General features: G+C 32.3%; 20 protein-coding genes, 1 tRNA gene and 2 pseudogenes. 17 read left to right on the top strand and 6 right to left on the bottom strand.

Annotation, left to right across the window (positions count from 1 at the left end; translation table 11 throughout):
- Positions 1-256 precede the first annotated feature (256 nt).
- From ACNQGO_RS15040 to ACNQGO_RS15030, 3 genes and pseudogenes are all read left to right on the top strand, one after another.
- Positions 257-1,024 (top strand): DUF4369 domain-containing protein, encoded by a 768-nt coding sequence (locus ACNQGO_RS15040; RefSeq protein WP_417970422.1) that lies wholly within the window; start codon positions 257-259, stop codon positions 1,022-1,024.
- Between the two features lie 18 nt (positions 1,025-1,042).
- A pseudogene (locus ACNQGO_RS15035) lies at positions 1,043-1,429 on the top strand (TlpA family protein disulfide reductase); the annotation flags it as partial.
- 172 nt (positions 1,430-1,601) lie between these two features.
- Positions 1,602-1,682: transfer RNA gene (locus ACNQGO_RS15030), tRNA-Tyr, on the top strand.
- 141 nt (positions 1,683-1,823) lie between these two features.
- On the opposite strand, the gene ACNQGO_RS15025 is transcribed toward ACNQGO_RS15030, so the two are convergent.
- Together ACNQGO_RS15025 and ACNQGO_RS15020 are read right to left on the bottom strand one after the other, a co-directional pair.
- Positions 1,824-2,513 (bottom strand): SIMPL domain-containing protein, encoded by a 690-nt coding sequence (locus ACNQGO_RS15025; protein WP_417970420.1) that lies wholly within the window; start codon positions 2,511-2,513, stop codon positions 1,824-1,826.
- Between the two features lie 50 nt (positions 2,514-2,563).
- The gene (locus ACNQGO_RS15020; protein ID WP_417970418.1) at positions 2,564-3,190 is read right to left on the bottom strand and encodes a rhomboid family intramembrane serine protease; all 627 of its coding nucleotides are present in this window, start codon (positions 3,188-3,190) and stop codon (positions 2,564-2,566) included.
- Positions 3,191-3,303: 113 nt separating this feature from the next.
- On the opposite strand from ACNQGO_RS15020, the gene ACNQGO_RS15015 reads away from it, so the two are divergent.
- On the top strand, positions 3,304-4,173 hold the full coding sequence (locus ACNQGO_RS15015) for a lysophospholipid acyltransferase family protein (protein ID WP_417970416.1): 870 nt from the start codon (positions 3,304-3,306) through the stop codon (positions 4,171-4,173).
- A 65-nt stretch (positions 4,174-4,238) separates the two neighbouring features.
- Here the strand turns inward: ACNQGO_RS15015 and ACNQGO_RS15010 are convergent, their stop codons facing one another.
- On the bottom strand, positions 4,239-4,646 hold the full coding sequence (locus ACNQGO_RS15010) for a response regulator (RefSeq protein ID WP_417970414.1): 408 nt from the start codon (positions 4,644-4,646) through the stop codon (positions 4,239-4,241).
- Positions 4,643-7,486, bottom strand: a complete 2,844-nt coding sequence (locus tag ACNQGO_RS15005) for a PAS domain S-box protein (protein WP_417985770.1) — start codon at positions 7,484-7,486, stop codon at positions 4,643-4,645. The genes ACNQGO_RS15010 and ACNQGO_RS15005 overlap by 4 nt, the downstream gene beginning before the upstream one ends.
- A gap of 342 nt (positions 7,487-7,828) precedes the next feature.
- On the opposite strand from ACNQGO_RS15005, the gene ACNQGO_RS15000 reads away from it, so the two are divergent.
- The 6 genes from ACNQGO_RS15000 (at position 7,829) to ACNQGO_RS14975 (ending at position 13,271) form a co-directional block, all read left to right on the top strand.
- Positions 7,829-7,984: a hypothetical protein gene (locus ACNQGO_RS15000; protein ID WP_417944822.1), complete on the top strand. Its 156-nt coding sequence runs from the start codon at positions 7,829-7,831 to the stop codon at positions 7,982-7,984.
- Complete coding sequence (locus ACNQGO_RS14995; RefSeq protein WP_417970410.1) at positions 7,984-8,211, top strand: hypothetical protein; 228 nt, start codon at positions 7,984-7,986, stop codon at positions 8,209-8,211. Before ACNQGO_RS15000 ends, ACNQGO_RS14995 begins: the two co-directional genes overlap by 1 nt.
- A gap of 30 nt (positions 8,212-8,241) precedes the next feature.
- Positions 8,242-8,622 carry a YchJ family protein gene (locus ACNQGO_RS14990; RefSeq protein WP_417970408.1) on the top strand — a complete coding sequence of 127 codons (381 nt, stop codon included), beginning with the start codon at positions 8,242-8,244 and terminating at the stop codon, positions 8,620-8,622.
- 177 nt (positions 8,623-8,799) lie between these two features.
- Complete coding sequence (locus ACNQGO_RS14985) at positions 8,800-9,918, top strand: vWA domain-containing protein (RefSeq protein ID WP_417985769.1); 1,119 nt, start codon at positions 8,800-8,802, stop codon at positions 9,916-9,918.
- A gap of 138 nt (positions 9,919-10,056) precedes the next feature.
- The gene (locus tag ACNQGO_RS14980) at positions 10,057-11,514 is read left to right on the top strand and encodes a magnesium chelatase (RefSeq protein ID WP_417985768.1); all 1,458 of its coding nucleotides are present in this window, start codon (positions 10,057-10,059) and stop codon (positions 11,512-11,514) included.
- A 362-nt stretch (positions 11,515-11,876) separates the two neighbouring features.
- Positions 11,877-13,271: an exonuclease domain-containing protein gene (locus ACNQGO_RS14975; RefSeq protein WP_417985767.1), complete on the top strand. Its 1,395-nt coding sequence runs from the start codon at positions 11,877-11,879 to the stop codon at positions 13,269-13,271.
- A gap of 159 nt (positions 13,272-13,430) precedes the next feature.
- On the opposite strand, the gene ACNQGO_RS14970 is transcribed toward ACNQGO_RS14975, so the two are convergent.
- Positions 13,431-14,072: a nucleotidyl transferase AbiEii/AbiGii toxin family protein gene (locus ACNQGO_RS14970; protein ID WP_417947455.1), complete on the bottom strand. Its 642-nt coding sequence runs from the start codon at positions 14,070-14,072 to the stop codon at positions 13,431-13,433.
- Positions 14,072-14,569 (bottom strand): helix-turn-helix transcriptional regulator, encoded by a 498-nt coding sequence (locus tag ACNQGO_RS14965; RefSeq protein ID WP_417947457.1) that lies wholly within the window; start codon positions 14,567-14,569, stop codon positions 14,072-14,074. The genes ACNQGO_RS14970 and ACNQGO_RS14965 overlap by 1 nt, the downstream gene beginning before the upstream one ends.
- Before the next feature lie 149 nt (positions 14,570-14,718).
- Between ACNQGO_RS14965 and ACNQGO_RS14960 the strand changes: the two genes are divergently transcribed.
- The 7 genes and pseudogenes from ACNQGO_RS14960 (at position 14,719) to ACNQGO_RS14930 (ending at position 23,652) form a co-directional block, all read left to right on the top strand.
- Complete coding sequence (locus ACNQGO_RS14960; protein ID WP_417947458.1) at positions 14,719-15,162, top strand: HipA domain-containing protein; 444 nt, start codon at positions 14,719-14,721, stop codon at positions 15,160-15,162.
- A gap of 1,343 nt (positions 15,163-16,505) precedes the next feature.
- On the top strand, positions 16,506-18,041 hold the full coding sequence (locus ACNQGO_RS14955; RefSeq protein ID WP_417985766.1) for a SulP family inorganic anion transporter: 1,536 nt from the start codon (positions 16,506-16,508) through the stop codon (positions 18,039-18,041).
- Between the two features lie 119 nt (positions 18,042-18,160).
- A pseudogene (locus ACNQGO_RS14950) lies at positions 18,161-18,859 on the top strand (dihydrodipicolinate reductase C-terminal domain-containing protein).
- 33 nt (positions 18,860-18,892) lie between these two features.
- Positions 18,893-20,044, top strand: coding sequence for a Na+/H+ antiporter NhaA (nhaA, locus tag ACNQGO_RS14945; RefSeq protein WP_417947728.1), 1,152 nt, complete (start codon positions 18,893-18,895; stop codon positions 20,042-20,044).
- Between the two features lie 47 nt (positions 20,045-20,091).
- Positions 20,092-20,280, top strand: a complete 189-nt coding sequence (locus ACNQGO_RS14940) for a hypothetical protein (RefSeq protein WP_417985765.1) — start codon at positions 20,092-20,094, stop codon at positions 20,278-20,280.
- Between the two features lie 328 nt (positions 20,281-20,608).
- Complete coding sequence (locus tag ACNQGO_RS14935; protein ID WP_417985764.1) at positions 20,609-22,351, top strand: APC family permease; 1,743 nt, start codon at positions 20,609-20,611, stop codon at positions 22,349-22,351.
- Between the two features lie 5 nt (positions 22,352-22,356).
- The gene (locus ACNQGO_RS14930) at positions 22,357-23,652 is read left to right on the top strand and encodes a TIGR00341 family protein (RefSeq protein ID WP_417985763.1); all 1,296 of its coding nucleotides are present in this window, start codon (positions 22,357-22,359) and stop codon (positions 23,650-23,652) included.
- The last annotated feature ends 179 nt before the right edge of the window (positions 23,653-23,831 follow it).

Genomic DNA, 23,831 nt, shown 5'->3' with positions numbered 1-23,831 from the left:
ACAATTTCAGGTAATAATAATTTGATTAGCTCACTAAAAGAATCTTGCATTTGTATCTATTTTTAAAATACAAATATCGAAATTTAATATTTCCCCACAGGTTTTAGACTTGATCCACATTACACGTATTATTTTATAAACATCTAAAATCATAGACTAACCACTAAAATTATAACAAAAATTTAGGTGGCAAAATAATTTGTATTTTATAATTTTTAAATACTTTTGCAACCTTAACTTAATTAACTAATTAATAATGAAAAAAATAATTTTATTACTTTCTGCTGCTGTTGTTTTAATTTCTTGTAGCAAAGTTGGCAAAGATGAATATATCATTTCAGGGACTGCAACAGGAATTGAAAATGGTAAAACAATTATTCTTGAAACTCAAGATGCAACAGGAATGATGTTGGCAAAAGATACTGTTAAAGTTGAAAATGGAAAATTTGAAATGAAAGGAAAAATCACTGAACCTTCATTTTATACCATACAATTAGAAGGCGCGCAAGATAAAATTCTTTTTATCTTAGAAAATGGAGAAGTAACTATTGCTATCAATAAAGATAGTATCCAAAAATCTAAAGTTTCAGGAACGTACAACAATGATGAATATGTAGCTTTTAATAAAGAAATTACTAAAGTTCAAAAGAAACTTATGGATTTTCAAAGTAAAAATATGAAAGCTATGGAAACTGCTCAACAAACTAAAGATACTGTTGTAATCAATAAGTTGATGTCAGAATTCACAAAAATTCAACAAGAAGTAGGTGAAGCATCCAAGGCAAAATATGTTACTTATGCTGAGACTCATCCAAAAGCTTTTATTTCAGCTTTGATCATTCAAGGTATGTTAAATGATCCAACGGCAGACGTTGCTAAATCTGAAAAATTATACAATAGTTTGGAAGAATCATTAAAAAAAACAAAACCTGGAATCGCTATTAAAACTAAGTTAGCTGAATTGAAAATGCCGGCTGTAGGAGCTGCTCCAGTTCCAGCAGCACCAGCGGTTGAAGCTAAATGAAGAACAGATTTTTCAGGTCCTAATCCGCAAGGTAAAGTAATATCTTTGAAAGAAAATTTAGGGAAAGTTACTATAGTTGATTTTTGGGCCTCATGGTGTGGACCTTGTCGCCAAGAAAATCCAAATGTAGTAGCAATTTATAAAGAATTGCATAGTAAGGGGCTTAATATAATTGGTGTTTCGTTAGATAAAGATGCCAAAGCTTGGAAAGATGCAATTGCAAAAGACAAGTTGACTTGGAGTCATGTTTCAAATTTAAAATTTTGGGACGAGCCTATAGCTATTCAATATAAAGTAGAATCGATACCCTCTACATTTATTCTTGATGCCTCAGGAAACATTGTCGCAAAAGATTTAAGAGGTGCTGCACTAAGAGCAAAAGTCTTAGAACTTTTAGCAAAATAAGTGCAATTATTCTTTTAAAATAAAAAATCTCCCAAGTGGAGATTTTTTATTTTATTCAATACCAATACATTAAAAATAATACTAAAATTAAGTGCAATTTTAGTTTGGAAACTTCAAAACTGTTTCTATATTTGCACCCGGTTAGCACGATAAGCAATGCTTGTTGAGACTTGGGGAGATACTCAAGCGGCCAACGAGGGCAGACTGTAAATCTGCTGTGTAAACTTCGCAGGTTCGAATCCTGCTCTCCCCACTAAAACGTTTCAAGCAATTGAAACGTTTTTTTTATTTACTATAATTGATACTTTCATCAATTTATATTTAGATTATAAAAAAAATCCAATCTCATTTTTTATCTGAGATTGGATTTTATAATCTATAGTTTTTAGCTTCTTTATTCTAAAATAAAACTTACCGTTACATTTGCAGTTATGTTTATTTCCCCAGCTGCCAATGTCTCCCTTGGTTGTGCTGTATCATTACTTTCCATGCTTTTCATTGCAGCATAAACGGGTTGCGGATAATACGTTTGTGAATTATCTGAAATAGTCATCGCACGCCCCACTTTTTGACCTAAAACCGAAACATAATCTTCGGCTTTCATTTTTGCTTCTTTCATTGCTAATTTTCTAGCCTCGGATTGATATTGTGCTAGTTTCGAAGATTGAAAAGTTACAGCATCAATTCTGTTAATTCCTTGGTCAACCAATCCTTCCATCAATTCATCATATTTTGATAAATCTCTTAATAGAATTTCGATTGTTTGGGTAGCATTGTAATTGTGTTTCTTTTTTTCATAATCGTATTGTGGATTCAATGAAACGCGCTGTGTTTTATAATCTGCAGGAGCTACGTTCATTTTTTTAATGAATTTTAAGACCGCATCAATCTTTTCGTCATTTTGTTTTTTTACATCTTTTGCGTTATTCCCTTTGGTTTCAACGGTAACCGTTATAGTGGCTTGATCCGGAATAACTTTTACTTTTCCTTCCCCGCTTACATTTATTTGAGGAACTTGTTTTACTTCTTGTCCATAAGACATTGAAATAAATAAAATAGACAGAATCAATAGTGCTTTTTTCATTTTTGAGAGATTTATTTGTTTGTACTAATTTCTTTTCAAAAGTTGTGCCATTATATTTTGCCTAACTTTTCCATTACAAAAAGAATAATTATTGGAATGGCCAATAATACCACCATTAACGTATGATCTACTAACAATGAAGGTTCTTTGAGCAATGTTATCAAATAACCGCCTATAGCGCCCCCAAAATGAGCGGTGTGTCCAATATTATCGTTTTTGGCCTTCATCCCATAGATAGAAGAAAGCAAAAAAACAAAACCATAAATAATACCAGGAATGAATCCGAAAATTTCTAAGTTAGTATCTAATAAAATTGAGCTAAAAATAACACCCGTAACGGCACCTGATGCTCCTACGGCTCTATATCCATATTCGTCTTTGTGAAAAAACATGGTTAACAAACTTCCAAAAATTAGACTCCCAAAATAGATCATTAAAAAGGAAAAATCGCCTAAATAACTGACAACAACGGGAGCAAAAAACCAAAGCGTTAACATATTAAATATCAAATGGGTCATGTCAGCATGTAAAAAACCAGAAGATAACATCCTGATTTGTTCACCACTGCGAATGCTCCCTACATGAAACTCATATTTTCTAAAAAAGGAAATATCATTAAACCCTTTGTAACTAAGTAAAACATTTACAACAATTAGTGCTATTAATACGGTATTCATAAAGTGTATGTATTGTGAAATGTAAAGATAGTCATTCTAAAATAGTGATTCATACCCTATCAAAATTTATAGCGTCTATATTTTTGGACTATATTTGCAATAAAAGTAACGGCATGCAATTTCTTATTTATATCTTAACTTTTCCCTTTTTATGGGTGGTTTCCATTCTTCCTTTTAGGATCTTTTACTGGTTTTCGGACTTTATTTATATCATTGTTTACTACATTATTGGCTATCGCAAAAAAATTGTCAAAGCAAATTTAGTATTGGCATTGCCTCACCTAAGCGACAAAGAACGTTTAATCATCGAAAAAAAATCGTACCATCACATGTGCGATATGTTTCTGGAAATGATTAAAACTATGACTATTTCTGCAGCTGAAATGAATAGAAGGTTTGTCGTAACCAACATTGATTTGGTAAAAGAATATGAAGCTAAAGGAAAAAGTACTGTTTTACTAGCGTCTCATTATGCAAGTTGGGAGTGGTTGTTGTCACTTAATGAAAAAACAAGTTTTAAGGGAATTGGCGTTTATAAAAAAATTGCTAATACTTATTTTGATAAATTAATTCGAGATATTCGATCAAAATATAATGCTGAGCTAGTAGAAACAAAAAATACAATCCCGTTAATCGCCGAAAACCAAGAAAAAGGAATTTTAAGCATGTATGGATTAGCCAGCGATCAATCTCCAAAATTGAACAGAGCTTTCCATTGGGATTCCTTTATGGGAATAGAAGTACCCGTTCATACCGGTGCAGAAATGCTAGCTAAAAAATACGATTTGAATGTGCTTTTTGTTAAAGTAAAGAAATTAAAAAGAGGATTTTACGAAGCTACTTTTATTCCAATTACAGATAATCCTCGTTCGATTCCCGATTTTGGAATTACCAGTATTTTTTTACGAGAAGTAGAAAAACAAATTATCGAGGCACCGGAATATTATTTCTGGACGCACAAAAGATGGAAACACAAGAAATAGTGTTCAGTTACGATGCTTAATTATTAATTAATAAGCTTAGTTTTATTTTAAAGTGAAATTAGACTTTATTCGTTCAATGCAATTAATTCTAAATCATTCATAGAAATGGGTTTAGATAAGTAGCCCACGATGTCTGAGTAGGTTTTAGATTTTTTTTTGTCCTCGGCAGCAATTGAAGAACTTACAATGTAAACGATTATTTTTTTATTAAATTCTGATTTTATCAAGCTCATTTCCTCCATAAATTCCCAACCATCCATAATTGGCATGTTGATATCCAACAGAATGATATCTGGAATTTTTTCGGTAGTGTCTGTTGTTTTTCTTATAATAGTGTGCAACGCATCTATTGCGAGTTTGCCGTTTACAAATGAATTTACAGTAGAAAACAGCTCCGATCGTTGGATAATTTTATTGGCTAAAATTTGATAAATGGCATCATCATCAATTACCCAAATTGATTTTTTTGTCATTGAATATAAATTTTAAATGTTGTGCCTACATTAGGTTCGCTTTCTACAGTTATATTTCCACCCATGGCATCAATTTGATTTTTGGTAATAAACAATCCTATACCTTTTGAATCGATATGATTACCAAATGTTTTATACATACCAAAAATTTTATCTGCATTCTTTACCAAGTCAATTCCAACACCATTATCAGAGATCTGAAGGATTTTATTTTCAGAATCAATTATCCATTGAATATGAATTATGGGTTTGCGATCTGGATGGCTATATCGAATAGAATTTGAAATTATATTGTATAAGATACTTTCTAAATAAGCTGGATTGTAATTAATAATAACGTTTTCTGGCATGCTTGTCACAAATGAAACCTCTTTTGCATTTACTTGTTCAGAAAGTACTATTTGTGCCGTTTCTAAATAATAATTTAAGTTTAAAGGTTCTGATACCAAACCAATATTAGTCCTAATTGTGATAACTTCATTGAGGTGGATCATCGTTTCACTCAAAGAATTAGAAACAGATTTTAATAATTGAATCATTTCATTTTTTTCTTCCTCGGACTCAGACGATTCGAGCAATCCCATGATCGAGGCAATATTACTGGTATGTGATCTTAAATTATGGGAGACAATATAGGAGAAGTTCAACAATCGTTTATTTTGTTCGGTAACTAAATTAAAAGAATCGTTTAGTTTTTTCTCAGATTCTTTAGTTGCCGTCACATCAATCATAATACCACGTAAACTAATTACTTGTCCGTTGTCAGAGATTACATTTACGATATCTCTCAACCAAACTACTTTTCCGTCTTTAGCAATCATTCGGTATTCGAAATCATGATTTGAGTTTTCATTAACTTTTAAGGTACAATATTCAATAGTCCATTTTTTGTCATCTGGATGAATATGATCTACCCAAAACGTCTCATTTTGTACCCATTCTTCAGCAGAATATCCCAATATTTTTTCAACTTTTTTACTGATAAAATTAAAAGAAAAGGTTTTGGCGTCACACTCCCATACAATTCCATCAATAGTATTTATCAAGGATTCGATTCTTTGTTGTGACTTAAGAATTATATTTTCAGATGATTTCCGATCTGTAATGTCTTCTGTGGAAATAATAATTCTTTGCAACGATTTTTCATAGCCACGAATAACATTCCATCTTATATTTACGTCCCGGTATTCACCATCGGTATTTTTCATTTTGGAGTCCATAACCAGTTGATTTTCTCCTTGGGTAATAGCTATTATCTGCTTAATAAAACCTTCAGCAATACTATTTTCGGGTATTTGAGATAGGGCCGCATTAATCAATTCCTCTTTGTATTTAACCTTATGAAGGTTCATGCACATTGTATTTGCATCAATAAGTTTAACTAAATGAAAACATTCAAAAACTACTTCAGGATGCGTTTTCAAATAATGAGAAACATTATCTATATTTTTATTTATAAGATTTAACTTTTCTAGATGTTTTTTAACTTTTGAAAAATCAGTTTCCCACATAGGAATTGGGGAGTCATCGAATAAACTTTTAAATCGAGTTTCACTTTTCTTGATCAAGTGCTCCGCTTCTTTTTTTGACGTAATATCTTCAACAATAGAGATGAGAGAAGTCAATTTTTCGCCTTTTTTAAATAGGGCTGATACCGATAAATTAACCCAAATAATAGTTCCAGATTTGGTAAAATATCTTTTTTCTAAGTTATATTCTTTTATTTCCCCACTTACCACTTTTTTTAAACTTAATAAATCGATAACTAAATCATCTGGATGAGTTATGGATTGAAAATTTTTATCCTTCATTTCCTGCTGAGAATATCCTAATAATCTGCAAAACTGATTGTTAATTTCAATAAAATTACCTGTAACAGAATCAACATGTGCTATTCCTACTGCTGCTTGATCAAAAATAGCTTCGAATTTTATTTCAGAATTTAAAAGTTTTGTAGCTTGAACATCCACCAAAGATTGCAGTTCTTCTGGAATTTTTAGTAATTTATAAATTAAAAAACCAAAAAGAGCTGCAAAAATAACTCCTATAATACCAGGTAATATAATGGGTGTATATAAAAAATTGTTATGTTTTGAAATTAAATATAATTTCCAATCTCCGTCCGGAATAACTGTAGATATGTAATATTTTTTTGAAAAATCACTTGTATTTGGGAGGTAAAAAATTTCTTTTTTGGTTGCTAAATTTACCTTTGAAAACTGAAAATAATATTTAGAGTTGTCAACAGTAGTAATTCCAGAATATTTTAACAGATCATCTAATTTTATGATAACTGCCGAAAATCCCCAGAATTTGTTATTTATAAAAATTGGAAATCGGCCCACGATACCTGTTCCGCCTTGTTTTAGATTCAAGGGACCTGCAAAATACATTTTTTTTAAAATTACAGACTTAATAGCTTCTGCTTTGAGATGGGGAGCTGTTAATATATTTAGATTTAATGCTGCTTCATTATTTTTTAAAGGATAAATGTATCTAATAATTCCTTGTGGAACCAGTTGTACTGCACTAATAACATTATTAGTTTCTAAAAGCTTTTTACCAACATCATCAAAATTTTCAGGAATCCCTTTATCATTAATGGTTAATGCTAAGGTTAAAGTAGTTGTGTAACAGTTTTTTAGAGATTGTTCAAGATTTTGATTGACAATTTTTAGGATATTGCTCATTTCTTGTTGCTCATCTTCCTTTACAAGTTGGTATTGTTGCACAACAATAAATCCTGCTATATAACTTAGGAATAAAAAAGTGATAAAACCGGTTGTTTTGGGTCTATTCAAGAACCAAAGTATAGATTCAGGGTATTTTTTACTGTCCATCCGTATCCTTAAAAAAATAGTGGTATCTGAAATTTTAACTAAATGTAATAAAAATAATTTAATAACATAATTTTTCTAGTAAATTGGGAGCTAACTGAATTTAGAAATGTAAAATCACCATCAAGATTTATTAGTATATTTTAATCCTAGAAAGATTGTAGTACTTATTTTAAGAAAAAATGATATAAGAAAAACTAAAATCAATGCTAATAATAGGTGTCATAAAGTCAACTTTATAATTGTAAAAACTCAATACCTAAAAATTAATTGAATTTCAATAAATAAGCCGAACTTTGCAGTCAATATTAAATCAGACAAATGATTTGAGTAATAAAACATTTCATGGGAAGAAATAACGAAAAAAACATAAAAAAGCACAACGATAAATTACACAAAGCGCAGGATAAAGTAAAGCTAGCCGAGATGTTGCGAAAAGAGAAACTAAAACAGATTTCTATAAAGTTCAATCAAAGTAAAACATCTGAAAACAACATATAATGAACACTACTAAATTTGATACTCTAAAAAATGGAATTCAAGAAATAATTGATTTAATTGCGCGTAAAAATGGCAAGGAGGCTATTAATAAGTTAGTAGATGTTAGTGAAGAATTAGATGAATTACTGGACTTTTCAGAGGAAGATGAAGAATTAATAGAAATCAGTAAATATCAAGTACTTTTAAATCAATTGCAGCAAAAGATAATTGCCCTTGGTGTGCAATAATAATTCGTAATGTTGATATTTTTTAATATTATGACAAATACAAAATGCCATTGCTGCTCTTCAAAAAGCTTTATTACATGTTGTGAGCCCTTGCTTAATGGCAACAAAATAGCTGCAACAGCAATAGACTTGATGCGGTCTCGATATACAGCTTATGTATTGCAGCACATTGATTATTTAATAGCAACTACACACCGTTCTGAAAGAGACAACTATTCAAGAGAAGAACTTTTAAATTGGGCCAGCAGTAATACGTGGCTCAAACTAGAAATCATTGACTTTATAGAGAACAAAGTCGAATTTAAAGCGTATTTTCTAGATGATCAAAATCAGAAGCAAATTCACCATGAACTTTCAACTTTTATTTTTGAAGATGGAAGTTGGTTTTACAGTGATGGAGAATTTTTCTAGAGGACGACAGTATTCAATAAAAAAAATTGGAAAAAGTTTTGTACTTCTTAAACCTTTGTGATAATAGTGTTTTGAAGATCCAAATAATTTTAAAATGATTTTTGGATAAAGCTTTTAACTAAAAATTAATATTCGTTTGTCAAGAGTTTTTTTGTAAAAGGCTTAATTTTAACAATTATGAAAAACGACTCTAAAAAAGGATTTTATTTCAAGCAATACGAAGCGCCTTTTCAATCTCCGTTTGATAAACTCTTTGGTATTTTCAAGGAATTAATCACGCATACTTCAGGAGATTTTGATGAAGCCATAGACTGGTTGCGAGAATTGGATACCGAATACAAGCTGACCGATGAGCACTACACCATCGATGATTTTATAGAAGATTTAAAGAAAAAAGGATACATCAGAGACGAACTCAAAGAAGATGGAACTTCTGGCATTGGAATCACCGCTAAGACCGAACGTGCCATCAGGCAACAGGCTTTAGATACCATTTTTGGAAATTTAAAACGTTCTGGAAGTGGCAATCATAAAACCAAACATCCCGGAAATGGCGATGAGCATACAGGCGAATTTAGGGAGTTTCATTTTGGAGATGGACTCGAACGCATTTCCTTGACCGAAAGTTTGCGTAACGCACAAATCAATAATGGAGTGGCCGATTTTATGCTAACCGAAAATGATTTGGTTGTCGAAGAAACACAATTTAAATCTCAAATGAGTACTGTTTTGATGATTGATATCAGCCACAGTATGATTTTGTACGGCGAAGATAGAATTACACCTGCCAAAAAAGTAGCCATGGCTCTGGCGGAGTTAATTACAACGCGCTACCCTAAAGATACTTTAGATATTTTGGTTTTTGGTAATGATGCCTGGACAATTGCAATTCGAGATTTACCGTATTTAAAAGTTGGACCCTATCATACCAATACGGTTGCCGGCTTGCAATTGGCAATGGATATTTTGAGACGCAAACGAAATACCAACAAACAGATTTTTATGATAACCGATGGGAAACCAAGTTGTGTACGTGAGAAAGATGGTTCTTATTACATGAACAGCAACGGTCTTGACGAATACATTGTAGATAAATGTTACAACCAAGCGCAACAAGCCCGGAAATTACACATTCCCATCACCACCTTTATGATTGCGAATGACCCATATTTGCAAAAATTTGTCAATAAATTCACGGAGTCCAACCAAGGGAAAGCTTTTTATACGGGATTAAAAGGTTTGGGCGAAATGATTTTTGAAGATTATGAAACCAATCGTAAAAAGAGAATAAAATAGTTTTGGGCGTTACCACAAGGGTCGGGCTATTCGTTTCAATCTTTTTTTCGGCGAAAAGCCTCAAAAAAGGATTTACACTTTTATCCTTAACGCAAACCCCAACAATAAATCAATGTATCAATTTCAATAAAAAAATAAATGAATACCATAAAAACTTTAGGCGAATTAAAAAAATCAGGTTATGTAAGCAAAAGCATCAAAGACGAATTGCGATCTAACCTTAGAGAAAAAATAAAAACAGGAAAACCAACATTCGAAGGCGTACATGGTTTTGAAAACACGGTTATTCCAGAACTGGAACGAGCGATTCTATCCCGTCACAACATCAATTTATTGGGGCTTCGTGGTCAAGCCAAAACGAGATTGGCTCGAAAAATGATCGAATTGTTGGATGAATACATTCCATTTGTGACAGGTTCAGAGATTAATGACGATCCCTTGCAACCCATTTCACGTTTTGCTAAGGATATCATTGAGGCCAAAGGCGATGAAACTCCAATATCATGGTTGCATAGAAGCGAACGTTTTTTTGAAAAACTAGCCACACCAGATGTAACCGTAGCTGACTTGATTGGGGATGTTGATCCTATCAAAGCGGCCAATTTAAAACTTTCGTACGCTGATGATCGAGTGATTCATTTTGGGATGATTCCAAGAGCAAACCGTTGTATTTTTGTAATTAATGAATTACCTGATTTACAAGCTAGAATTCAAGTAGCATTGTTCAATATCTTGCAAGAAGGCGACATACAAATCAGAGGTTTTAAGCTAAGAATGCCACTGGATATGCAATTTGTATTTACAGCAAATCCAGAAGATTATACCAATCGTGGTAGTATTGTGACACCGCTTAAAGATAGAATAGGATCCCAAATCCTAACACATTACCCAGATACAATTAAAATAGCTCGTACCATTACAGAGCAGGAAGCAAAACTAGACTTGAGTCAAAGTGATATGGTTTATGTGCCTTCATTAGCGAGAGATTTGTTGGAACAAATTAGTTTTGAAGCACGCGAAAGTGAATATATCGATAACAAAAGTGGCGTAAGTGCGCGGTTGAGTATAACCGCTTTTGAAAATTTATTGAGTACTGCAGAAAGAAGGGCTTTGAAGTCCGGAGTAGACAAAACAACATTGCGATTATCTGATTTTATGGGTATTATTCCTGCTATTACAGGAAAAGTTGAATTGGTTTACGAAGGAGAGCAGGAGGGAGCAGCTGCAGTGGCGCAACACTTGCTAGGTGATGCGATTCATACTTTTTTTCCAGCGTATTTTCCAAAAATTGAAAAACTAGAGAAAGAAGGTCAAAAAACGGCCTACACAGATATCATCGAATGGTTTTTTGTTGAAAGTGGTTTCGAATTAGTAGACGATTGTTCCGATGAACAGTATGAAAGAACCCTGAACAGCATAGTTCCGCTTGAGGTTTTGATTAAAAAATACCAACCACAACTTGAAAAAGAAGATAAGTTATTTATGAAAGAATTTATTCTTTGGGGATTAGTTGAATATAAAAAGTTGAGTAAAGACCGTTTTTCTGAAGGGTATCAGTTCAAAGATATCTATGGTAGCTTCATTAGTAAGCTGTAGCAATATCAATTTAATTCTAAAAGTCATTTAAGAAATTGCCACTTCGTAATTTCTTAAATGGCTTTTAAATTTTAAATAGCATTTATTTTGATTCCGAGGAAAATACATTTCGATGTAATTAAAATCATTAAATTTTTTCAATAACAAATTGTATGAAAATAATTTGAAACAATGTCACTTTAACCGCATCCGAGAATTTTTAGCCAAATAATTAGAAATCCATTAGACTTTTAAATTTAAATGGTATTTCGAGTGTAATCGAGTAGTTTTTACTGAAAATTTGAGATCTAATTTTTTTTTTGAATATCCAAGTTATAACTATCACACTTCGAGCGCAGTCGTGATAAACTAGACCGCATAAAATGAAAAAACAAGAATACGCAATAGTAGATATTGAGACCACAGGTGGAAATGCGAGTCACAGCCGAATTACTGAAATTGCTATTATTATTCATGATGGAAAAAATATAATTCACCGGTGGGAAACATTGGTTAACCCACAAAAAGAAATACCACCCGCCATTTTTGCATTAACAGGTATTACCAATGAAATGGTTAAAGATGCACCACTATTTGATTTTATATCAGATCAAGTTTTTGAACTTTTATCAGATCGTGTATTTGTGGCACATAATGTCAATTTTGACTACTCTTTTGTTCGTCACGAACTGGAACGAGCTGGTTTAAAATGGACAGCTAAAAAGCTGTGTACTGTTAGAGCAGCAAGAAAAATTAAACCGGGATTACCATCTTATAGTTTGGGTAGACTTTGCAGTGCCTTAGAAATAAATCTCGATAACCGCCATCGTGCGGGAGGAGATGTTGATGCAACTGCAATTTTATTTTCGCGATTACTAGAATGGGATATTGACAAAGTAATAGATGGAATGATAAAGAAAACATCTCAAGATCAGCGCTTGCCCCCTAATTTACCTCGTGAAGATTTTGATCAACTGCCTGATAAACCAGGCGTATATTATTTTTACGATGAGCACAAAAAAGTAATATATATTGGAAAAGCTGTAAGCATAAAAAAACGCGTAGCATCACATTTTGGAGGTCATAAAATCACACCGCAAAGACAACATTTTTTGCGTGATATCTACCATATTACTTACGAAATTTGCGGAACAGAATTAATGGCATTGTTGCTTGAGTGTAGTGAAATAAAGCAGTTATGGCCTATTCATAATAAATCTTTGAAGCGCTTTGAACCAAAATTCGGATTATTTGAATACGAAGCAAGGAATGGATATAGGTATCTAGCAGTTGGAAAATTAGCCAAAAATCAAAATTGCTTAGAAACATTTGATCATATGTACGGTGGTATAAATTTATTGCAAGAATTAGCACAAAAATTTGATATTGATAGTAGATTTTGTAAATATGGAGGTATGGCTGATGGAGTTTTTACAACTCAAGAAAATATAATTTCCTTACCTGATATGGATTTACACAATGATCAAATCCAAGTTGCTATTGATTTTTATTTGAATAGCAGAATCAGTTTTGCTATAATTGATAAAGGAAGAACTACTGACGAACGTAGTTGCATCTTGGTAGAAAAAGGACAATTTTATGGCATGGGCTATCTAGATTCTGATGCGATCATTACCGTTTCGAATCAAATAAAAGAGCATATTAAACCTTACAAAACAAATCAATATAGTACGCAATTGGTTTTAAATTCTGCCAAAAAATATCCTGGAAAGGTTATCATTTTTAATAAAGATGAAGATTCAATTATTTACGATTAATACTTGTTTTCAAATCTATGTATTACATTTTCTGTACCATTTCCCGATGCAATATCTAATTTATCAGTATTTGTAAGGCTTTAGCAGGGTAGAGGTGTACAAAAAGAGTACTTAATATAGTAGAATACTAATTTGTAAAGACAGTAAAAGAAATTATAGCTATTTAAATTGGAGAATAATTTCTTCAAAATCCTCCTTTATAAACTCCCAATACTTTCCTTTAAAGCAAATTGGATTAAAATCTTCATCAGCTTGTTTAAAGGATGTAAAGTTTTTAATTATTAAATCTTTGTCATGTGAATAAGGATATCTTTGCTCGTGTAAATCTAACATTTGGTTTAAATCATGAGACCGAAGTAATTCATGTAGATCCCAAAAGTCTTTTTTTCTCCCTCCTCCCTGAATAACTTCTAACTTCATGGCGATAATTTCTTCAATAGTTGCCATTCTGATACCATCAACTTCTATAGCGGGTTGGATATAATCGTCTGTGTAATACAAATCAAGTTTTACGGTATTTTCTTTATTTTCTCCAATACTATAACTTTTCCCCATTGCTGGAATAGTGTCTAAAAAATCTACATATTTAAAGTTATCTTTTAGATAAATTTCTATGTCTCTAAAATCTAGTGATCCGTAGTCAGCATCACTAAACAGATCAATATCGATAGATTCTCTATGACCTATTTGTAAACTCAATGCTGTACCGCCTACAAGTCTAAAATCATCAAAGATTTTTGATTGCATTAATTGAATCAAACTTTCTTTAAGTAATTTATTTACAGTGGAATAGTATAACATTACGCTTGTTCTTTATTTTTATAAACAGTATAGGGTTTACGAGTATTTTGCTCAAGTGTAAACCTAATGAGTTCACTTTTATAGAAACGTTTTATTTCTTCTTTTTCAATATCATTTCCTCGTTCGAATATTCTAAGAATTACCGCTGCACTTTGTTTCTGCCAATCAATTTTAGTGATATCTGTATCCCAAAACAACACCTTTCTTAAAAGGTTTAAGTTTGGAGTTTCTTGTTTTGTTTTACTTTTTTGTTCCTGAATATCAAAATAGGTTTGTAGAAAAGCTAGTGAGCCTTCCTCTAAATTTAGCTTTTCTTCAATTTTCAATGCCAGTGCTACATTGAGTTTCCTTCTTCCTTTTGTTATTGCGTTTATAGTTTGTGGATGCTCCCCAATAGAAATAGCAAAAGGACGCTGTGAAATCGCTTTTTTGTTAAGTAAGCGTTCCAATATTATTCCAGGATGTATGCCTTTGTATTTTTCGATTAATGTATTCATAGTACAAATGTAAACATTTTTGTTTATACGAAGATCGATGCGGTGGTAATTGTTTTTAATCACCGCATATTTGCGGTGATTATTACCGTTATAGCAGTTTTTGTGTTCTTTTTTTTTAATTTTTCAATTGTAAAATTATCTGTTTTACGATGGAAAAATTGATTCCTGTACTTGACGAGTACTGCTCGTTTCCCGCAATTGAGAAAGCTGACTTTTTCAAAAGAATTCTATTTTGTTATGTAACTGGAAATGAAGACATGCATTTGAAAAATTTTTCGCTAATTACCAAAAATGGAAAAACAACACTGGCACCTATTTATGATTTTCTAAATTCTACGATAGCGATTAAAAATCCAGCAGCCGAAATAGCACTGACCTTAAAGGGAAAAAAAAGTAATCTAAAAGCAACTGATTTTATAGATAACTGCGGAAAGGAGAGATTACAACTCAACGAAAAAACAATAGCAACTATTCTTGAACAAATGAAAAAAGCAACTCCTGTATGGAAAGAACTGATTGAAATTTCTTTTCTTTCAGATGATATGAAAGAGAAGTATTTGGAATTATTAGAAAGTAGGTTAGGGATGTTTTAATAATCACTGCAAAAATGCGGTGATTAATTTGAATATTCGCCGCATGTCTTACATTATATATTTTTGCCTATGATAAGTATCTACTATGCAATTATCATAAAAATTAGATCTAATTGATTAAACTACATTTTCATTACTAAAATAAAATCGGTTTTGCTATTTACGTTTTTCCATTAGATTTTCTTACTGTTCTAAGAAAATAATTTTCTTGATAGTTCCAGTTTTCATATTTAACCCAGGTTTGATAGGCATCGTAGGAGTTAGGTTTTTTAGGATCAAATGGAATTCGTATACCTGTTCTTATTCAATACCCATATTCTTCATCTTGATTTCTGTTACCTCTGTAATTTGAATATTTTTGATTTACTTTTTCTTCCTCATCAAATTCAGCTTGTTGGTGTCTATATATTTTATGAGATTCATGTTTTGGTATATTTTTGATTTCAGGTATATACTCTTCCCCTGTTGGATTTATGTCTGTATCAAATAAGGATAATTCAAAATTCTCATTATATTTTTTTTCAAAATCTCTATTTCTGTAGAGTGCATCGGTTACATCATGCAGTACTTTTGATTCTACATATTTTTTTTGTCAAACCTTAGTAAGCTTTTTTAAAAACGGGGCGATTAATATAAACACATGGATTTTCAGTGATGACTTGATAGGTATAGCTCATTGAATCTATAAATAATTTTTCTAAACTAAGTTTAGAATTTTGGAAATAAATACCATATTCTATATTTTCTGTCATCGATTTACCAAGAAAGTTCAATGATGTCAGTAAAGCTTCGTTTTCTTTAGCATAATGCTTTACATATAAGTTTTTGCATAAGTTATAGCTATGTTAGATAACTCTTTAAATACCTCTAAATCAGCGGGAGTTAAGCTTCTCTGAATTTCTCCTTCGTTTTTTCCAAAAACAATTACAATTTTCAAGTTCAGAATTATTTTTTAGTTTCTTAAAAACAAAATTTTTGTAATAATCGTCAATCTTATAAAAGTAGAAAGAATGATGAATCGTTTTTTTGAGAGTTTATTTTGCCCCCAAAGGAGCAAGTTATTTAATTTTAACAGTTGTTTTTTGGAACATTATTATGTTATTGTGAAGTATGGTACAAATATAGTTATTTAGTAAACGTTATGTTTTCAATTTGTTTCTTCCTTTCAAAAAACCTATTTTTACTTCATTATTATGAAAAAAAAGACTCCTTTTGTCGTCGTTACCCCACCTTGATTTATAGTCTTTAAAGCGAGGGATTAATCCCAAACTATTTTATGAAAAATTTATTTGATGTCATTTCAGTCTATGAAATTGTATTATACATTACTATTTAATTATTCAATGAAAAAAGTATTTAATTTATTTGATTTATCACAAAAGGTAAAATATAGAACAGAAATTTTAGCTGGTTTGACAGTAGCGATGACAATGATTCCGGAATCGCTGTCTTTTGCAATATTGGCAGGTTTTCCTCCATTGATGGGTTTATATGCCGCTTTTATTGCGGGTTTGGTTACCGCAATATTTGGAGGAAGACCAGGAATGATTTCAGGAGGAGCAGGAGCCACAGTAATTGTATTAATTGCCTTAATGAAGTCGAATGGGTTGGAATATGTTTTTGCAGCAGTTGCTCTTGCAGGGTTTTTACAAATTTTAGTGGGAATTTTTAAAATGGGGAAATTTATACGTTTAGTACCACATCCGGTGATGTTTGGTTTTGTCAATGGATTGGCAATCATTATATTTATGTCACAATTGGAGCAGTTTAAAACCGTTATAAATGGACAAAGCACTTGGCTTTCTGGCACACCAATGTGGATTATGGCTGGTTTAGTTGCTTTGACAATCGGGATTGTAGTGTTACTGCCTAAATTGACCAAAGCGGTTCCAGCGTCGTTAGTGGCTATTATGGTGGTTTTTGGAATAGTGTTGGGATTTGGAATAGAAACTAAAACAGTAGCAGACATTGCCTCAGTAAGTGGTGGTTTTCCGCCATTTCATATTCCAAATATTCCCATTGATTTTGAAACTTTGAAGTTAATTTTTCCTTATTCTTTAATTATGGCTGCAGTTGGATTGACCGAAGGTTTATTGACTTTAAATTTGGTTGACGAGATTACAGGAACAAAAGGAGACGGAAATCGTGAATGCATTGCACAAGGGAGTTCTAATATCTTGAACGGATTTTTCTTTGGTATGGGAGGTTGTCCTATGATAGCACAGACATTGGTGAATCTCTCGGCCGGTTCAAGAGCTCGTTTGTCAGGTATGGTTGCTTCACTGACTATTCTTGCTATTATTTTATTTGGAGCTCCTGTTATTGAGCAATTACCTATGGCTGCTTTAGTGGGTGTTATGATTATGGTTGCCATTGGCACTTTTGAATGGGCGAGTTTAAAAATATTTAATAGAATGCCCAAACAGGATGTTTTTCTTGTAGTAATTGTGGCCTTGATTACTGTTATACTGCATAATCTGGCTTTGGCTGTTTTGATAGGAGTTATTATTTCCGCTTTGGTTTTTGCTTGGGAAAGTGCCAAAAGAATTAGAGCCAAAAAATACATTGATAATGAAGGGGTAAAACATTATGAAATATATGGGCCATTATTTTTTGCGTCCACTGCAGCCTTTACTGAAAAATTTGATGTTTTGAATGACCCGAAGGAAGTAATTATCGATTTTAAAGAAAGTCGAATTGCCGATATGTCCGCTATAGAAGCCGTAAATGTTATCACGCATCGTTATCACAAAATAGGCAAGAAGATACATTTGCGCCATTTGAGCAAAGATTGCATTCTATTATTGAATAATGCCGAAGCCATTATTGACGTGAATATTATTGAAGACCCCATTTATATGGTTGTGGATAAGATTTAAATATTGGTATAAGCATTAAAACCATAGTGTTTGGGTGTTATTTTGAATTGACTTAAAAAAAATGAATTATGAAAGTAGGATTAATTGGATTTGGAAAAACATGAAAAGCAGTAGCCTCAGTGCTACTACAAAATAAAGAATTTTGTTTGGAATGGGTATTAAGACAAAGTACCGTTTTAGAGCATCGTTCAGTACCTGAATTTTTTGGTATTCCTTCTGATGAACCAAGATTAATATATTCGAGTTCCAAGACAACAATTGAGGAACTATTAGATAAACATCCCCTAGATATTATCATTGATTTTTCTTCGAACTAAGGAATTTACACCTATGGAAAAATTGCCGCTGAACGTAAAATTAAAATTATATCGGCCATCTCCCATTATAAAGAAGAAGAGACACAATTATTAAACGAATTATCAATTCAAACAACTGTGTTTTGGTCTCCCAATATCACTTTAGGGGTTAACTATCTGTTGTTTGCTGCCAAATTTTTGAAAAAAATTGCACCTTGGGTTGATATCGAAATTAATGAAGAACACTTCAAACTAAAAGAAGGAATATCAGGTACGGCTATAAAAATTGCCGAGGCTTTAGATGTTGAAAAGGAGAATATAAATACCGTTAGAGCAGGAGGTATTGTAGGAAAACACGAAGTAATCTTCGGATTTCCATACCAAACGGTTCGGCTCATCCACGAATCTATTTCGAGAGAAGCATTTGGAAACGGAGTGCTCTTTGTTGCTCAAAATATAAAAGATAAAAAGGAAGGGTTTTACAATTTTGAAGACCTGTCGACGCCTTATTTTAAACTTTAAAAATTTACTTTTGCTAAAAAACAAACACATAAGATGAGATTAACCAACCTATTTAGAGAATTTTTTGAAAACGAAAAAGTGGCGGGAATTACTTTGATTCTTTGTACGGTTATTTCGTTAGGGATTGCCAATTCTGTTTTTGGAGCGGGTTATCAACATTTTTGGCATTCTGATTTTGCTGGACATTCCATTGAATTTTGGATCAATGATGGATTGATGGCGATTTTCTTTTTGCTTATCGGCTTAGAACTAGAACGTGAAATTTACATTGGTGAATTATCGGATTTAAAGAGTGCTGCCTTGCCCATTTTTGCTGCATTAGGAGGTATGCTGATACCAGCTGGTCTGTATTTAGTTTTTAATTATGGAACAGCGACCCAATCAGGTGCCGGAATTCCGATGGCAACTGATATTGCTTTTGCCCTTGGGATTTTATCTTTGTTAGGTAATAAAGTGCCTACTTCATTAAAAATATTTTTGACTGCTTTGGCTGTAATCGACGATTTGGGTGCAATACTTGTTATTGCGCTATTTTATACCAAAGATTTACTCTTAAATAACTTATTTATTGCTTTAAGCATTTTTGGTTTTCTGTTAATTTTGAACCGATTAAAAGTTAGGAACTTAATTCCTTATTTGATTGGTGGTGTGGTAATGTGGTATTTTATGCTTAATTCAGGTATTCACGCTACGGTTACGGGTGTTTTGCTTGCATTTGCCATTCCGTTTGGAAATGGAGGTGAGAAATCTACTTCCTATATTTTGCAGCAGTTTTTGCACAAGCCTGTGTCTTTCGTTATCTTACCGCTATTTGCCTTGGCAAATACCGCTATTGTCATCGGTTCGGATATTGGTGAAACCGTTTCACAGCATTACAGTATTGGTATTGCTTTGGGATTAATTGCTGGAAAACCATTGGGGGTTTTTTTGTTTAGTTTCACAACTGTTTCCATAGGCCTTTGTAAACTACCCGAAGATTTGAACTGGAAAGCCATTCTAGGAGTTGGTTTTTTGTCAGGAATAGGATTTACAATGTCCATTTTTATCACCTTATTGGCATTTGATGACCAAGAGATAATTACTAATTCTAAATTTGTTATCTTGTTAACTTCTTTAATAGCTGGAACCATTGGTTTTTTGTTTTTAAAAGCGACACTTAAAAATGATATAATTGAAGAGTTATAAAGAGCTTAACGTAAAAGATCCAAAAGTGAAAGCTAAAAAAAATTATTATGATGATAATAATCTCAAAATGGATAATTATACTTTTCGGATTATTTTTTATCAGTACAGGCTTAATTATGCTCTTTGTGCCCTATAAAGCAAGACAGATTTTAAGGAAAGCAGGCAGTACTAATTTTATAAACTATGCCGAAATAACAATAAGAATTATACCGGCAGCAGGTCTAATTTTATTTTAAGATTTTTCCAAATTCCCAGTTTTCTTTCAGGTTTTTGGATGGTTTATGCTTATTACTTCATTAGTTCTTTATTTTGTTCCAAGACAAATCCATCATAATTATTCGTTAAAGTGTACCGATATAATTAAACCTTTATATTTTCAATTAATTTCTCCTTTTGCAATTCTAATTGGAATAGTATTAATTTATTCTGTTTCATAACAAATTATATTGTTATTTTACATCTTTTGACTCACCAAATACTGATATTCTCATTGGTTCGGATATTGGATAAACCGGATGAGACGCAAAACTAAAATATCCAAATTTAAACTAAAAAGGGTAAATAATGAAAACAGTAGTACACAAAAAATTAAATGAATTACAAGCAACGGCCATTTGTGGAAACGACATTAGTTCTTCTTGTCTTTATGTATCGGCATTGACAATAATGTACGCAGGACAATATGCTTGGATTTCCTTGTTGGTCGTGGCTTTTGTCCTGTTATTATTTAGAAAAATTTATGCAGAAGTCGTTGGGGCAATTCCTCTAAACGGAGGCGCTTACAATGTATTATTGAATGCATCCACAAAAAGATTGGCCTCGTTTGCCGCTACGTTAACGGTACTTTCCTATATGGCTACTGCGGTGATATCATCAATAGAAGGGATGCATTATTTGCACGGGATTTTCCCTATCATTAACGTTACCCTAGCCACTATAATTGTTCTACTCGCATTTACGGGTTTAGCCATATTGGGTATTGGTGAATCGGCATTTGTGGCAGTTATTATATTTATTTTTCATTTGTTTTCTTTAAGCCTGTTAGTCATCATTTGTATTTGGTTTTTGGCCACAAACGGATTAGACACTTTTCATATCAACTGGAAATTACCCATAGGATCCGGAAGCATTCTTACGGCTTTATTTTTAGGTTTTTCGGCTGCAATGTTGGGGATTTCAGGTTTTGAAAGTTCTGCAAATTTTGTTGAAGAACAAGAACAAGGTGTTTTCAGGAAGACATTGCGGAATATGTGGGCAATTGTTAGTTTTTTTAATCCTGTTTTAGCACTATTGTTAATCTGTATTATTCCTTTGGCAGAAGTTGGCGCACATAAAGAATCACTTCTGGCCTATTTGGGGCAAACCACTGGGGGATCCTGGCTAGCCATATTAATTTCTGTCGATGCCGTTTTGGTTTTGTGTGGTGCCGTTTTGACTTCATTTGTTGGAGTTTCGGGATTGTTAAACCGAATGACTTTAGACCGGATTTTGCCTAATTATTTCCTAAAACAAAACAAGAATGGCTCTAATTATCGCATTATAATAAGTTTTCTAATTCTATGCGTTTCTGTTTTATTTGTCACTAAAGGAAGTCTTGAATCCTTGGCTGGTGTTTATACTTTTTCGTTTTTGACAGTGATGGGACTGTTCGGAATCGGGAATTTACTATTGAAATTCAAACGAGAAAAATTGCCCCGACCTGAAAAAGCAAGAGGGATTTCGGTAGTAGTTGCCGTATCTTTTATCATTGCTGCATTTATCGGAAATATCAATTTGAATACTCATTCGTTTTATACTTTTATTTATTATCTAATTCCGGCTTTCTTGGTTGTAGTAATTATGCTCAATCGCTCTTTTTTAATACAATTTATTATTTATGCTTTAGAATATTTTTATAATCCTTTGCGTAAAATGGTCGTTTTAAGCAACCGTTATTTAAACAAAATGCATCTGAAAATCAAGTCACAAGAATTTGTTTTTTTTACCAAAGGGGATGATGTTGCTATTTTAAATAAAGTGATGCAATATGTTGAAGGAAATGAAACCACAACAAAGCTAAAAATTGTCAACGTCAAAAAAGAGGGCACATCTAATCAACTTCTCATTGAAGATTTGAAAGTCCTTGACCGCGCATATCCTGAAATTCATATCGAATTTATAGAAATCGATGGTATTTTTGGACCTGAACTGATCTCTCAATTATCAGAAAAATGGAATATTCCTAAAAACTTTATGTTCATTGGTTCTCCAAGCAATCGTTTTCCGTATCGGGTTTCAGAATTGGGTGGTGTACGATTAATTATGTAACAAATATGGGTAAAATAGTGAATTATTTAGACTTGCATAATGGCGAGGAAGACAAGAATAAGGTATTAGACAATGTAAGGTCCAACATCAGTTTTCGGGGTTCCAATCTATGGATTTTGGCTTGCGCTATTGTGGTGGCTTCGGTAGGCCTGAATGTAAATTCAACGGCAGTGATTATTGGTGCAATGCTTATATCACCGCTTATGAGTCCCATTATTGGTGCCGGTTTTGGTTTAGGGATTTATGATTTTGATTTGCTAAAAAGATCACTCAAGAATCTTTTCATTGCCACCATAGTAAGTTTAATTGTTTCTACAACCTACTTTTTTTTAAGTCCTTTCAAAGAGTTACAATCAGAACTTTTGGCAAGAACTTCCCCGAATGTTTATGATATTTTTATTGCTTTTTTTGGCGGCCTTGTTGGCGTCATTGCTATTACTAGGGTGGAAAAGGGAAATCCAATTCCTGGTGTTGCTATCGCAACAGCATTGATGCCACCACTGTGTACTGCAGGCGATGGTTTAGCTCTTGGAAATTTCAAATACTTTTTTGGAGCAATGTATTTGTATACCATCAATTGTGTTTTTATATGTATTGCCACATTTATCATCGTGAAATTTTTAAAATATCCTATCGTTGAGCAAATCAATTTGAAAAGCGAAAAAAGAGTAAAATACATAATAAGTTTTTTGACTTTAGTTTTAATACTTCCCAGCATCTTTTTTGCGTATCAACTATTTGAGGAAAAAAAATACAAACAAAAAGTAGAACTTTTTTTGAATATAGAGTTTATCGAAAAGGGCTACACTATTCTATACAAGAAAACTAAGTTTATATCCAATCCAAAAAAGATTGAACTGGCTTTTTTGAGTAAAAAATTTACCAATGATGAAATTAAAGTCTTGAAAGAAAAATTAAAAACTTATGAGTTGAATAATACGGTATTAACTATTATTCAAGATACAACCGATTTGAAACGCGATATATTGAACGAAATTAGTTTTAACAATAAAACAATGGGTGAAAAAGATTTGATTATAAATCAATTGAAAAACGAAATCACAGCTTCAAAGTTTGACAATAACGCCTTACTTGTTGAAACAAAAATATTGTTTCCTGGAATTGAAAATATTGCCATAGCCAATCCTACTCTTAATGAAAATATACCCAATAAAAAAGAGGGTATAATCATCCTTTATCAGAGCAAAAAAAATTTAAATTTCAGCGAAAAAGAGAAACTCTCTTTGTGGCTAAAAAACAAGTTCAAGGTTGAAAAATTAGAAATTTATAAAAAAGAGTAAAGGGTTACAACTTGATTGAAAAAAAGCACTACAATTATTCGTAGTGCTTTTTTATTTGAATTATTGTCCCGTCCTGAAATAGCGATACACAATAAGTATCCTAATGGAAAAACATGAAGAAACACACTATGTGAAGCGGACTCAAAAAGATTATTCAATGTCTTTTAAATTACAAATTG

It is taken from the genome of Flavobacterium frigidum, from assembly GCF_048286735.1.
GTDB lineage: Bacteria > Bacteroidota > Bacteroidia > Flavobacteriales > Flavobacteriaceae > Flavobacterium.
Note: the sequence above shows the minus strand (reverse complement) of the source record. Positions and strands in the feature narration are given on the sequence as shown.

What these genes read in the sequence shown, in the direction of transcription:
- ACNQGO_RS14970 (WP_417947455.1), bottom strand. Translation starts at nt 14,072, where the DNA reads ATGTTATACTATTCCACTGTAAATAAATTACTTAAAGAAAGTTTGATT.
- ACNQGO_RS14975 (WP_417985767.1), top strand. Translation starts at nt 11,877, where the DNA reads ATGAAAAAACAAGAATACGCAATAGTAGATATTGAGACCACAGGTGGA.
- ACNQGO_RS15015 (WP_417970416.1), top strand. Translation starts at nt 3,304, where the DNA reads ATGCAATTTCTTATTTATATCTTAACTTTTCCCTTTTTATGGGTGGTT.
- ACNQGO_RS15005 (WP_417985770.1), bottom strand. Translation starts at nt 7,486, where the DNA reads ATGGACAGTAAAAAATACCCTGAATCTATACTTTGGTTCTTGAATAGA.
- ACNQGO_RS14955 (WP_417985766.1), top strand. Translation starts at nt 16,506, where the DNA reads ATGAAAAAAGTATTTAATTTATTTGATTTATCACAAAAGGTAAAATAT.
- ACNQGO_RS14940 (WP_417985765.1), top strand. Translation starts at nt 20,092, where the DNA reads ATGATGATAATAATCTCAAAATGGATAATTATACTTTTCGGATTATTT.
- ACNQGO_RS14960 (WP_417947458.1), top strand. Translation starts at nt 14,719, where the DNA reads ATGGAAAAATTGATTCCTGTACTTGACGAGTACTGCTCGTTTCCCGCA.
- ACNQGO_RS14980 (WP_417985768.1), top strand. Translation starts at nt 10,057, where the DNA reads ATGAATACCATAAAAACTTTAGGCGAATTAAAAAAATCAGGTTATGTA.
- ACNQGO_RS14965 (WP_417947457.1), bottom strand. Translation starts at nt 14,569, where the DNA reads ATGAATACATTAATCGAAAAATACAAAGGCATACATCCTGGAATAATA.
- ACNQGO_RS14990 (WP_417970408.1), top strand. Translation starts at nt 8,242, where the DNA reads ATGACAAATACAAAATGCCATTGCTGCTCTTCAAAAAGCTTTATTACA.
- ACNQGO_RS15020 (WP_417970418.1), bottom strand. Translation starts at nt 3,190, where the DNA reads ATGAATACCGTATTAATAGCACTAATTGTTGTAAATGTTTTACTTAGT.
- ACNQGO_RS15010 (WP_417970414.1), bottom strand. Translation starts at nt 4,646, where the DNA reads ATGACAAAAAAATCAATTTGGGTAATTGATGATGATGCCATTTATCAA.
- ACNQGO_RS14935 (WP_417985764.1), top strand. Translation starts at nt 20,609, where the DNA reads ATGAAAACAGTAGTACACAAAAAATTAAATGAATTACAAGCAACGGCC.
- nhaA (WP_417947728.1), top strand. Translation starts at nt 18,893, where the DNA reads ATGAGATTAACCAACCTATTTAGAGAATTTTTTGAAAACGAAAAAGTG.
- ACNQGO_RS15025 (WP_417970420.1), bottom strand. Translation starts at nt 2,513, where the DNA reads ATGAAAAAAGCACTATTGATTCTGTCTATTTTATTTATTTCAATGTCT.
- ACNQGO_RS15040 (WP_417970422.1), top strand. Translation starts at nt 257, where the DNA reads ATGAAAAAAATAATTTTATTACTTTCTGCTGCTGTTGTTTTAATTTCT.
- ACNQGO_RS14930 (WP_417985763.1), top strand. Translation starts at nt 22,357, where the DNA reads ATGGGTAAAATAGTGAATTATTTAGACTTGCATAATGGCGAGGAAGAC.
- ACNQGO_RS14995 (WP_417970410.1), top strand. Translation starts at nt 7,984, where the DNA reads ATGAACACTACTAAATTTGATACTCTAAAAAATGGAATTCAAGAAATA.
- ACNQGO_RS14985 (WP_417985769.1), top strand. Translation starts at nt 8,800, where the DNA reads ATGAAAAACGACTCTAAAAAAGGATTTTATTTCAAGCAATACGAAGCG.
- ACNQGO_RS15000 (WP_417944822.1), top strand. Translation starts at nt 7,829, where the DNA reads ATGGGAAGAAATAACGAAAAAAACATAAAAAAGCACAACGATAAATTA.